The organism is Kitasatospora sp. NPDC089797, from assembly GCF_040684795.1.
Taxonomy (GTDB): Bacteria; Actinomycetota; Actinomycetes; order Streptomycetales; family Streptomycetaceae; genus Kitasatospora.
Genome location: NZ_JBFBGS010000001.1, coordinates 229,557 through 240,191, shown reverse-complemented (window position 1 = coordinate 240,191; position 10,635 = coordinate 229,557). Strand labels below are relative to the sequence as shown.

Annotated in this window: 12 protein-coding genes; all 12 read right to left on the bottom strand. The window is 72.8% G+C overall.

All coding sequences use genetic code 11. From position 1 onward, the window contains the following. Window positions 1–48: 48 nt before the first annotated feature. On the bottom strand, window positions 49–1,041 hold the full coding sequence (locus AB0O91_RS01060) for an ABC transporter substrate-binding protein (RefSeq protein WP_363426895.1): 993 nt from the start codon (window positions 1,039–1,041) through the stop codon (window positions 49–51). Window positions 1,042–1,163: 122 nt separating this feature from the next. Beyond that, complete coding sequence (locus AB0O91_RS01055; RefSeq protein WP_363426893.1) at window positions 1,164–1,460, bottom strand: phosphopantetheine-binding protein; 297 nt, start codon at window positions 1,458–1,460, stop codon at window positions 1,164–1,166. A 57-nt stretch (window positions 1,461–1,517) separates the two neighbouring features. Then, entirely contained in the window at window positions 1,518–2,876 is a 1,359-nt protein-coding gene (locus tag AB0O91_RS01050) for a lysine N(6)-hydroxylase/L-ornithine N(5)-oxygenase family protein (RefSeq protein WP_363426892.1), read from the bottom strand. Window positions 2,877–3,088: 212 nt separating this feature from the next. Further along, window positions 3,089–3,958 carry an acetylglutamate kinase gene (gene argB / locus AB0O91_RS01045; RefSeq protein ID WP_363426890.1) on the bottom strand — a complete coding sequence of 290 codons (870 nt, stop codon included), beginning with the start codon at window positions 3,956–3,958 and terminating at the stop codon, window positions 3,089–3,091. A 495-nt stretch (window positions 3,959–4,453) separates the two neighbouring features. Next, on the bottom strand, window positions 4,454–5,254 hold the full coding sequence (locus AB0O91_RS01040; protein ID WP_363426888.1) for an inositol monophosphatase family protein: 801 nt from the start codon (window positions 5,252–5,254) through the stop codon (window positions 4,454–4,456). A gap of 295 nt (window positions 5,255–5,549) precedes the next feature. After that, window positions 5,550–5,768 (bottom strand): hypothetical protein, encoded by a 219-nt coding sequence (locus AB0O91_RS01035; RefSeq protein ID WP_363426887.1) that lies wholly within the window; start codon window positions 5,766–5,768, stop codon window positions 5,550–5,552. Window positions 5,769–6,029: 261 nt separating this feature from the next. Next, window positions 6,030–6,848 carry a hypothetical protein gene (locus AB0O91_RS01030; protein ID WP_363426885.1) on the bottom strand — a complete coding sequence of 273 codons (819 nt, stop codon included), beginning with the start codon at window positions 6,846–6,848 and terminating at the stop codon, window positions 6,030–6,032. 273 nt (window positions 6,849–7,121) lie between these two features. Next, window positions 7,122–7,553 (bottom strand): hypothetical protein, encoded by a 432-nt coding sequence (locus AB0O91_RS01025; RefSeq protein ID WP_363426884.1) that lies wholly within the window; start codon window positions 7,551–7,553, stop codon window positions 7,122–7,124. A gap of 30 nt (window positions 7,554–7,583) precedes the next feature. Then, a complete protein-coding gene (locus tag AB0O91_RS01020) occupies window positions 7,584–7,985 on the bottom strand; it encodes a cupredoxin family copper-binding protein (RefSeq protein ID WP_363426882.1) in 402 nt (133 codons plus the stop codon). A gap of 96 nt (window positions 7,986–8,081) precedes the next feature. Further along, window positions 8,082–8,897: a ferritin-like domain-containing protein gene (locus AB0O91_RS01015; RefSeq protein WP_363426881.1), complete on the bottom strand. Its 816-nt coding sequence runs from the start codon at window positions 8,895–8,897 to the stop codon at window positions 8,082–8,084. Further along, window positions 8,894–9,694, bottom strand: coding sequence for a ferritin-like domain-containing protein (locus tag AB0O91_RS01010; protein WP_363426879.1), 801 nt, complete (start codon window positions 9,692–9,694; stop codon window positions 8,894–8,896). The genes AB0O91_RS01015 and AB0O91_RS01010 overlap by 4 nt, the downstream gene beginning before the upstream one ends. 161 nt (window positions 9,695–9,855) lie before the next feature. Continuing rightward, window positions 9,856–10,455: a hypothetical protein gene (locus tag AB0O91_RS01005; protein ID WP_363426878.1), complete on the bottom strand. Its 600-nt coding sequence runs from the start codon at window positions 10,453–10,455 to the stop codon at window positions 9,856–9,858. Window positions 10,456–10,635 lie beyond the last annotated feature (180 nt).

Genomic DNA, 10,635 nt, shown 5'->3' with positions numbered 1-10,635 from the left:
TCCGGCCGGGTGGCCGCGTGACGGCGCGGCCACCCGGGTCCGAGTGGGCTAGAGGCCCTTGAGGATGGTCTCGATCTGGTCGAGGACGTTGATCGAGGTGCCGTACCGGTCCGTCGTGGCGTACGTGACGGGGAGGACCTTGCCGGCCTTGACGGCCTTGAGGTTCTGCCACGACGGCTGCTTCTCCAGGTCCTTGGTGTCCTGCGGGACCTCGCCGGTGGCGGCGGTCCTCGGCACCAGGATGATGTCGGCGTCGGCCAGCACGTCGAGCTTCTCGACCGAGTAGGTGACCTCGTGGTCGGTGGTGCCGGCGGAGGCCGTGGAGAACTTCGCGCCGGCGTCGGTCAGGACCCGGCCGACCCAGGAGGTGCTGGTGTCGACGAGGAACTCGCCGCCGCCGTAGGAGGAGGCGATGGTCCACTTGACGTTGTTGAGCTTGCCCGCGTAGTCGGCCTTGATCTTGGCGGCCTTGGTGTCGTAGTCGGACTTCAGCTTCTTGAACTCCGCCTCCTTGCCGACGGCGGTGGCGATCTTCTCCTGGGCGTTCAGCAGGTCGACCGGCTTGTCGATGCCGAAGTACAGGGTGGGGGCGACGCCTTCGAGCTTCTTGACGCCCCAGTCGAAGGCGGTGGCGCCCTCGACGATGATCAGGTCGGGCTTGAGCGAGGCGACCTTCTCGATGTTGATCTCGATGCCGGAGCCGATCGGCTCGATCTTCTTCGCGGCCTCGGTCTGCGAGGGGAGCAGCTCCATCGGGTTGTTGTCGTCGATGGTGCTGGTGCCGACCGGCTGCACGCCGAGGTCGAGCAGGGCGCCGGTGGCGTAGGAGATGCTGACGATGCGCTTGACGCCGGCCGGGACGGTGACCTTGCCGTTGGTGGCCTCGACCTCGACCGGGCCCGAGGAGGCGGGCGCCCCCGAAGCGTTGTCCTTGGCGTCCTTGCTCCCGCCGTTCGACCCGCAGGCCGTGAGGGCGAGGGAGGCGGTGGCGGCGACGGCGGCGAGCCGGAGGCTGCGGGACGTCAGGGCGCGGGTGTTCATGGTTCTCCTCGGTGGAACGTCGTGCACGGCGGACCCGCCGGGCGTGGGGGCGGACCCGCCGGTGGGGGCGGGTGGGGGTGGTCCGGTCGGGGCCGGACCACCCGGGCGGTGCTCGGGCGCGGTCAGGCCCGGCTGAGGTAGGCCGACCAGGAGGCGACGGTCGGCTCGGTGCCGAGGTCGGCCAGCTCGGCGAACTCGGCGCGGGCGCCGCGGGAGCGCCAGATCTCGACCAGGTGCATCACGCGCATGGAGTCGAGGCCGAGGTCGCGCAGGTCGTCCTCGTCGGTGATGTCCTCGGGGCGCTCACCGAGGATCTCGGCGATGTCGGCCCGGACGGTGTCCCGGTCGAAGCCGGTGGGGGCGGAGGAGCGCTCGCCGCTCGGGTCGGTGCTCAAGTCGTCGCTCAGGTCGTCGCTCATGGGGAAGGTCCCTTCGGGCGGGGCGGGTTCGGGGTTCGGCGGGGTCGGGCGCCGGGCTCAGCCGGCCACGCCGAGCCGGCTCTCCTGGGCCCGCAGTTCCTCGCCGGTGCGACGCAGCAGCAGCGAGTCGCAGATCTCCCCGGACCGGACGGCGAGGGTGGAGAGCAGCGAGGAGGTGATGCCGTGGGTGTGCTCGGTACCGCCCTGGAGGTAGATGCCGACGCCGACGTGGTCCTCGGTCAGGACCCGGTGGTCACGGTCGACGCGCAGCCGGCCGAGGCCGTCGGTCAGGCACGCGGGGGCGAGGTCGCCCAGGAGCTCGCGCGGGTCCACGTGGGAGTAGCCGGTGGCCAGGACGACCGCGTCGCAGTCGAGCACGCACTCCGCCCCGGTGGTCACGGAGACGACCGTCGCGGCGACCCCGTCCGGGCCGTGGTCGGCGCCGGTCAGCCGGCTGGCGTTGAGCACCCGCAGGCGCTCCTGGCCGGCCACCCGCTCCTGGTAGACGGTGCGGTACAGCTGCTCGATCAACTCGCCGTCCACCACCGAGTAGTTGGTGTTGGCGTGGTAGTCGAGCAGGGTCCGCTTGCCGTCCTCGGAGGCCGCGTAGAACTCGTCGACGGCGGACGGGTCGAAGATGCGGTTGGCGAACGGGCTGTCGTCGGCGGGGCTGTAGCCGTACCGGGAGAGGACGGCGCAGATCTCCGCGTCCGGGAAGGTCCGGTGCAGGTACTCCACCGCCTCCGCGGCCGACTGGCCGGCGCCGACGACGGCGATCCGGCGGTGCCGCAGCGGCTGCTCCGCCAGCGAGGGGGCCTTGGTCAGCAGGTCCCGGGCGTGCCAGACCCGCTCGCCGAGGGCGATCCCCTGCGGCACCCGGGGGGTGAGCCCGGTGCCCACCGCGATGTTGCGGGCCTGCCGGACCTCCCGGTCGCTGCCGTCGAGCGCCTCGGAGACGACCTCGACGCGCTCGATCCGGCCGTCCGACTCCACCGGGCGGATCGCGGTGACCCGGCGCCCGTAGGCGGTCTGGCCGACGAACTCCGCGGCGCACCACTCGAAGTAGTCGTGGAACTCCAGCCGGGTCGGGTAGAAGGTCTTCAGGTTGATGAAGTCCGCGAGGCGGCCGCGCTCCTGGAGGTACGTCAGGAAGGTGAACCGGCTGCTCGGGTCACGCATCGTCACCAGGTCCTTGAGGAAGGACACCTGCATCGTCGCGCCGTCCAGCAGCATCCCGCGATGCCAGCCGAATCGTTCCTGCTTCTCCAGGAAACGCACCGCCAGCGCCTGACCGGGGGCGCGCCGGTTGTGGTCGTCGATCGCGATGGCCAGGGCCAGGTTGGCGGGGCCGAAGCCTATGCCGACCAGATCGTCGACGCCCGCTCCCTCGTGGATTGCGTCGTTCTCGCGCGACATGACTCGTCCTTCCGTCCTTCTGCTGATCGTTCACAACCCGGGGGAACCCGGTTCGCGGCTTCGAAGAGGCCGCCGACTCGCTTTGGTTAGGCTTGCCTAAGTTCTCTTATTCGGTGCCGACCCGTCAAGTTCGACCGCGGTGATCTCCATCTCCCCCGACCCGCCTTGACCTGCCCGAACCTCCGGACCCGGCCGTCCGCACCCGGCCCGGGTCACCCCGAAGCGACCCCGACGGCGGGCCGGCCCAGCCGACCACCGCTCCGGCTGTCGCTCCGGTCATCGCGCCGGCCGGACGGCGGCACGACCTCCGTACCCGGCGCGTCGGCCCCGAAGGCCCGCACCAGGGCGAACCGTTCCCGGCCGTCCAGGACCCGGACCGAGCCCACACCGCCGCCGAGGGCCGTCAGACAGGCCCTCATCTTCGGCACCATGCCGCCACCGAGGTCCGGCAGCATGGCCGTCAGCTCGTCGGCGTCCAGGCGCGGGATCACCCCGCCCCGCGGCGGCCACGAGGGGTAGAGCCCCGGCACGTCGGTCAGCATCAGCAGCACGTCGGCCCGCAGCGCTCCCGCGACGGCGGCCGCGGCCGTGTCCGCGTTGACGTTGTAGACCGCGCCGTCCGGTCCGGGCGCCACCGAGGACACCACCGGGATCCGGCCGGCCGCGAGCAGGGACTCGATGAGCGAGGGGCGCACCGCGCCGACGTCACCCACCAGGCCGATGTCCACGCGTTCGCCCGCGAGCTCGGCGAAACGTTTCACGGCCGTCATGGTGCCCGCGTCCTCCCCGGTCAGGCCGACCGCGAACGGCCCGTGGGCGTTGATCAGCCCGACCAGTTCGCGTTGGACCTGCCCCGCGAGCACCATCCGCACGACGTCCATGGCCTCCGGCGTGGTGACCCGCAGACCGCCGACGAAGGAGGACTCCAGTCCGAGCCGGCTCAGTTGGGCGCCGATCTGGGGGCCGCCGCCGTGCACCACGACCGGACGCAGCCCCGCATAGCGCAGGAAGACCACATCGCGGGCGAAGGCCGCCTTCAACGTCCCGTCCACCATGGCGTTGCCGCCGAACTTGACGACCACGACGGCACCTTCGAAGCGCCGGAGGTCGGCGAGGCAGGAGCCGAGGTCCGGGGGGCGCGTGTCCGTCCCGCCCCGACCCGCGCCAGCAGAACCCACACGCCCTCGGCCCACGACAGTCCCCCGCATCCGCGATCCGGTCCCGTGCGGCGCCGCAGCGCCACAGCCCACCGGAGCCCCGGACACCGGTCCGGAGAACGTCCGCCCCCACCTGGGGAATTTAGGCAAGGATTACCTTACATTGATCCTCTGATGGCGTCACCCGCCGCCCACCCGGCGCGGAGCCCGTCCCGCCCGCTCCGTCGGCCGCGGGATCGTCGCGGGGGCGCGACGCGCCCACTGAGCACGGCAGGGGTAGGAGCCCGATCCGCTCCTACCCCTGCCGCAGTGGAATCCGGGACGCGTCCCGGAGCCGTCAACTACACCGTGCCGTCTGCTCCACAGCGCTCCGACCGTCCTCCCGGTCGGTGTCGACGGGTCCGGCGTCCGCTGGTGGCGCTACGAGCTCCGACCGTGGATCAGCGGCATCAGCAGTCCGTGGGTCTCCTCGTCGGCGGCGGCCACGAGCCCACGGCCCGCCGCACCGACCGGGGCGCCGTCGATCCCGGTGACGACGCAGCCGGCCGCCCGGCACAGCGCGATGCCGGCGGCGAAGTGCACGCTCCCGGAGAGGTCGCCGCCATCGGTGACGTACGCGGCGCGCTTGCCGGCCGCGACCCAGGCCAGCGCCAGGGTGGTGGACACCACCCGCGGCCGGAAGCGCTCGACGAAGCCCGGACGGGCCAGCAGGTCCACGGCCCGGAATCCCGGCGCGTTCGGGAACGGCGGGTCCAGGTTGACGTCCACCAACCGCGTGGCGGACGTGGGCACCAGCCGGGTGTCGACCCCCGCGTTCCGCACCCAGGAGGTCTCACCGTCGGTGCAGAACACCTCACCGCCGAACGGGTCGGCCACCGCCGCCGCCCCGTCCCGCAGCGCCACGTTGACGGCCACCAGCATGGTGCCCACGGCGTAGTTCAGCGTTCCGCACAGGGGGTCCACCAGCCACTGCCGCGAAGCACCGGCGACGCCCTGCTGCCCGCCCTCCTCGCCGAGCACCGCGTCCTCGGGCCGGGCGGCACGGATGACGTCGAGGATCGCCTTCTCGGCCGCCACGTCGGCGGCGGTGGCGAAGTCCCCGGCGCCCTTGTCGATCCGGTCGAGCCGCTGCCCGTACAGGGCGCGGACCACGTCCGCGCCGGCCCGGGCCGCTGCTGCCGCAATGTCGATATCGCCTGAATCCGCAGATGAGTTGATCATGTTGCGCACCCTACCGAGCGGGGTTCCCGACCGGCTGCCGGTCCGGCCTCAGCTGCAGCGACTGCCGCCGTCCTTCACCTGGCCCGAACGGGCCCGGCCGATTCCCGGTCGGCCGGGCCGGCATCGGAAGACCGCGCGCAACCGTGCCAGGCCTCTCCGGTGCCGAGCACCAGGGGGCCGCCGACGCGGTGCGACCTGGCAGGGTGTGGCTCACCCGGAACGGGCGGGGAGTGGCCCGGGCCCGGCACCGGCGTGCGGTCGTCGCCGCGGCAGCGTGCCCTCGGCACGCGGACCGTTACGCCGCCGGCGCGGCGATGTGGTCGAGCGAGCCGGTCTTGGCCTGGCCGAGGAGGTCGGCGAACTGCTCGGCGCTCAGGTGGATCTGCTGGCCGAAGTCGTCGGTGATACGGATGCGCCGCTCGGCCGGCGCGGCCGGGTCGAGGAAGAGCTCGGGGCAGCCGCAGTTGCAGTTGCCGCAGAAGAGGGCGGCGGGCACGGGTTCGATGTCGGGCATGGCGATCGCCTCACAGGAGGGTGGGCTCGGACGCGGTGGGCGCCCGCGTCGACGATGCCCGCCGTACGGCGCGGATAACCCGAACCTCCGCAGGCGCGGCTCAGCAGGAGACAGCTGTGAGCGGGGCCGAACGGGTGGTGTTCCGGTTTGCGACCCGTCCACGGCGCAACGGGTGCCGAAGACCGGGTGCTCGTGCCGCCGGGCCTGGAAGCTGGGGCGGCACGGGCGCTGCTCAGCTGCCCGTCAGGTCGTGTCGGGGCGTCAGCTCTTCGTGGGGGTGCCCCGATCGGCGCCGTTTCCGTCCATGTCGTCGGGCGGGCAGTTGTCGCTGGTCCCGGCGAGGGTCTGGAACCAGAGGAAGAGGTTGGTGGGGATCGGGGCGGTGACGCCTGCGTTGGGGTCCTGGGCGAGGCGGGTGGCGGTGGCGAGGTCCTTGCCCTGCCGGATCTTGGCGAAGGAGTCGGGGTTGGTCACGCCGATGACGTAGACGGGCCACCACTCGGGGCGGTCCATGTTGCGGTCGGCGATGATGTGGTCGTGTCCGGGGACGGGGACGTTCCTGAGCGCGTCCGGGCTGGCGCCGAGGGCCGCGGCGATCCGGGACAGGTCGATCGTCATCGGGTGGTCGACGCACGGCCCGGCCGGGCACTGGAGGTTGGCCGGGGCCGGGCTGAACAGCGGGACCGGGATGAACAGCGGGTCGGTGAACTCCTCCGAGGTGGTGCCGGGCGGGACGGTGTTGAACTTCTGGCCGACCTCGCAGCCGCTGTCCGCGCCGGAGGTGACGCTCAGGTCGCAGAAGTAGTTCTGGGTGTAGAGGAACTTGACGTCGTGGCCGTTGAACCAGCCGTCGGTGACGCCGATGTTGCGGCACAGGTCCTCGGGCTCGCCGGTCATACAGGGGTGCTTCAGCGGCTGGACGGTGTGCTCGCCCATCGGCGGCGGCCCGAACCCGTCGCCCGCCGCCCGGGTGCCGGTGGCGGTGGCGAGGCCGACGGTCGAGGCGACGGCCAGCAGAACGCTGACGGCGCAGGTGCCGGACCGGGCCAGGTGCCGGCGGGTGGAGACGCGAAGTCGCATCCGGAGTTCTCCTTCGTGTGGTGCCCCGCGCCGCGGGAAGACGGGCGCGGAGGTGGCGACCCGGCCGGTCCTACCGCCGTGCCGGGTCCTTCATGAAGGCACGCGCACCGGATCAGGAGGCGCACCACGCTCCGTGTCCCGCCGGCCCGGTGGGCTTTCCGTCCCAATGGCCCCGGCGTCCGTCCGCCCGAACGTGCGGCACCGCGACGGGCGCGGAACCCTCGGTGGGCCTGCGGTGGACTCAGGACAGGCGCCTGCTGCGGGCGCCGGGTGCTACGGGAGATACCGGTGGTGTCCGGCCACCAGCGCGACCAGGGCAGCCGCGGCGACGGCCTGGCAGCAGGCGGTGAGCGTGGTGGCGGTGAACCGGAGGAGTTGCCCGCCCGTGTCGGGCAGCGGGCCGAGGATTCCGGTGCCGCCGTGGCCGTGGAGCAGGAGGACGGCGAGGCCGGCGGCGCAGACGGCGAGGGCGTAGAGGTCTCCGGCGTGACGGCGCCACACCAGGACGAGGGCCATGGCGAGGGTCGCCGCGGCGGCCTCACCGCGCACGAGGACGCCTTGGCTGACGGTGGCGGCGCCGTAGTGGTGGGCGAGGCGCAGGTGAACAGCTGCGTCGAGCAGCAGGCCGGTGGCGGCGGTGAGTCGCAGGGCCGTCTCGGCGTTCTGCAGACGGCGGATGCGCTCGTGCGCCTCAGGGGCTGCCACGGTGGCTGAGGTGTTCCTTCCGGGCCGGAGTCAGGTGACGGTGAGGGTGCCCTGCATGAACGGGTGGATGGTGCAGGTGTAGGGGTGGGCGCCGGGCTGCTGCGGTGCGGTGAACGTCGCGCTGGCGCCGGGAAGGATGGCACCGGTGTCGAAGGACTTGTCCGTGGCAGTGAGGGTGTGGGTGGTGGAGTCCTGATTGGTGACGGTGACGGTGTCGCCGGGGCGGAGCGTGAACTCGGCCGGTTCGAAGCGGAAGTTCCTGATGGCGACGTGCACGGTACCGCTGGTGTCGTCGCGCTCTGCCGGGGCGCTGCTTCGACTGGCGGGTGTCCGTGTGGCGCTCGGGTGACCGGGACTTGTGGCGGCGCTGGAGCAGGCGCTGATCAGGCAGCACAGCAGGACGGCAACCGGCCGGAGTCGCGGGTGGATCACTGCGGTCCTCCAACGGGGAGGGGGCGCGCGCCTGCGCGGCCGACGGGGTGTCGGTTGCCGGCGGGCAGGCGCGCGCCCGGTTCGGGGACCGTCCGCTCAGACGGTGAGCAGGGCGGGGCCGGCGGCCTTGTCGACGGGCAGGAAGTCGTCGGGGACGGGGTACTGGCCCAGCACGTAGTTGAGGATCGCGGCGTGCATGGCCTCGACGGGGGCGATGGTGGCGGCGGTGGCGATGCCGGCGGGGCTGGTGACGTTGTAGGTCGCGAAGAGGTAGGTCTGGGCGGCCTGCTCCTCCAGCATCAGGGCGAGTTTGGCGACGTCGCCGACGTTCGCGGCCTTGCCCAGCGCCTCGGTGGTGGCGGCCTGGTTGGTCAGCGGCACGTTGGTGATCGCCGGCAGACCGGCGCCGGTGAGGACGGCGTTCCAGGCCTTGGCGTGGTCGGCGTGCTGGCCCATCGCGGTGGTGACGAAGGTGGCGACCGCCGGGGGGACGGTGCCGAGCTTCCCGGCCTTCGCGGCGTCCAGGGCGGCCTGGTACGCGCCGACGGCCTGGTTCTCCAGCGCCACGGCCAGGGCGACGACCTTCAGATCGCCGGTGTACGTGCCGGAGGCCGACGGGGAGCCCGACGGGCCGGATGCGGGGCTGATCGGCGCGGCGTCCTTGACGTTCTTGCTGCTGGAGCAGGCCGCCAGGACCAGGGCGGCGCCCACGCCGCCGGCGCCGAGGAGGAAGCGGCGCCGTCCCGCATCGCGCGGCTCGCCCACCTGACGGGCGCGGACCTCCTCGGCCAGCTCGGCGCCGGAGGCCCGCATCAGCGGCAGGGTCGCCCGGTGGGCTTCGTCCATGTCCCGGGTCAAACGGGCGAGTTCGGCCTCGCCGAGGGCGGGCTCCCAGCTGCGGTCGGTGGTCACTGGAGGGCCCCTTCGGTGATCGGGGAGGCGTTGTCGGTCTTGTAGAACGCGTCGGGGAAGCCCACGCTGCCGGCGGCGGCGGGCAGCTTCGCCGGGTCGACCGGGATGGCGATCAGCTCGGGGGCGTTGCCCGCGAGGAGGGCCTGCACGGCCAGCAGGGTGGCGCGGTGCTGCGCCTCGACGGGGGCCACGGAGGCGAAGAGCTTGCGGAGGTCGGCGTTGGAGACCTGGGCGACGTTCCTGGTGTAGGTCTGGGCGGCGACGTCCTCGAGGGTGATGGCGAGCTTCACGACGTCGGCCGGGGTCTTGATGGTGGGCAGCGTCTGGTCGACGACAGCCTTGTACTTCGGGTCCGGACCGCTCTGCGCCTGGCCCCCCGCCTGGGTGGCGGCGGCGTTGAACGCCTTCGCGTGGGCCTGGTGCTGCCCGGTGGTCTTGGCGATGAACGCGGCGACCGTCTTGTTCCCGTCCTTGATGAACGGCAGCCCGGCGGCGGTCCGGTAGACGGCGACCGCCAGGTTCTCGATCGACGCGGCGGTCTGCAACGCCATGATGTCGTCCGCGGACGTGCCGGCGGACGGCGAGTCCGCGACGGCCCGGGCGGCGCCCAGCAGGCCCACCCCGCCGACGACGGCGGCGAGCGTGCCGCCGCGCTGCCACCAGCGGCGCGCCGGTACCCCGGCCTGCTCGAAGTCGGTCAGCGCGCCGCGGGTGATCCGCAGGGCGTCGCTGTTCAAGTCCTGTGACTGCTCGGTGAGTTCTTCCAGCAGTCGGGTGTCGATGTGCTCGCTGGCCATCATGTCCCGTCTCGGCCTGCCGGTCCGGCCTGATGCCGGACCGCCTTCTCCCGGTCTTCGGCACCCACTCGGCGCCGGATTGGTCCAGGCCCCGCGGCAGACCCTGTTTCACCCCTGCGGGTTGCCTGTGTCACGGCGGGTTGACGAAGGCTCGCGGTGGCTCAGGTCAGTGCCAGGGATCGCAGCAGGTCCACCTCCGTGAAGCCGGCCTGCTCCAGGAGGTGGCAGCGCACGGAGGCGTCCGGGGCCAGCAGGTCGACGGTGGTCAGCGCGTCGCTCCCACCGGCCTGGTCGAGGCGTTCCAGCGAACCCCGGAGACGGTCGCGCCACTTGGCGAGGGCGACGGTCGGCCGTGCGGGTCGGTGCAGGCCATGGGCGGCACCACCGGCCGCGATCCAGCGCGTCGGGCCTCCGGCGGGGAGGTGCGGGCCGTTGTCGCCCTCGGCGTGCCGTCCGGGCCTGTGCAGCAGGAGCCACTGGTCCATGGTTCGGAACCCTGCCTCGGCGAACACCTCGGTGGTCACCGGTCGGTCGTGCAGCGGGAGCCCGGGGAGGCCGGGCTCCAAGGGGCCCGGGTCGGTGAAGGCCGTGACGGCGGTGAGTCCCGCACTGTCCTCGACAACCGCTCGGACGAGCGTCCTCGCGGCCTCCTGGTTCTCCCGGCAGTGCAGCCAGGCCACGCTTCCGGTCAGACGTCCTGTGGCCGCCGGACGGTGCAGAGCCATCGCGCCCAGGACGACGCCGAAGCCGTCGTGGGCCACGACGACCGTCCTGCCGGGGACGCCGGCACCGGGCGCCCGTGCCGGTGACCCGGGGACGGAGGGGACCGCCAGCCGGTCCGCCGCGATCAGGTCCGCGATCTGCCCGTGATCGCCTTCGGCCGCGGGCCGCAGCCACACTGCTCGTGCCCTGAGGACCAACGCCACCACACTCCCGCCGCC

Coding starts and splice junctions, on each gene's coding strand:
- AB0O91_RS01060 (WP_363426895.1), bottom strand. CDS start 1,041: ATGAACACCCGCGCCCTGACGTCCCGCAGCCTCCGGCTCGCCGCCGTC.
- AB0O91_RS01055 (WP_363426893.1), bottom strand. CDS start 1,460: ATGAGCGACGACCTGAGCGACGACTTGAGCACCGACCCGAGCGGCGAG.
- AB0O91_RS01050 (WP_363426892.1), bottom strand. CDS start 2,876: ATGTCGCGCGAGAACGACGCAATCCACGAGGGAGCGGGCGTCGACGAT.
- AB0O91_RS01040 (WP_363426888.1), bottom strand. CDS start 5,254: ATGATCAACTCATCTGCGGATTCAGGCGATATCGACATTGCGGCAGCA.
- AB0O91_RS01035 (WP_363426887.1), bottom strand. CDS start 5,768: ATGCCCGACATCGAACCCGTGCCCGCCGCCCTCTTCTGCGGCAACTGC.
- AB0O91_RS01030 (WP_363426885.1), bottom strand. CDS start 6,848: ATGCGACTTCGCGTCTCCACCCGCCGGCACCTGGCCCGGTCCGGCACC.
- AB0O91_RS01010 (WP_363426879.1), bottom strand. CDS start 9,694: ATGGCCAGCGAGCACATCGACACCCGACTGCTGGAAGAACTCACCGAG.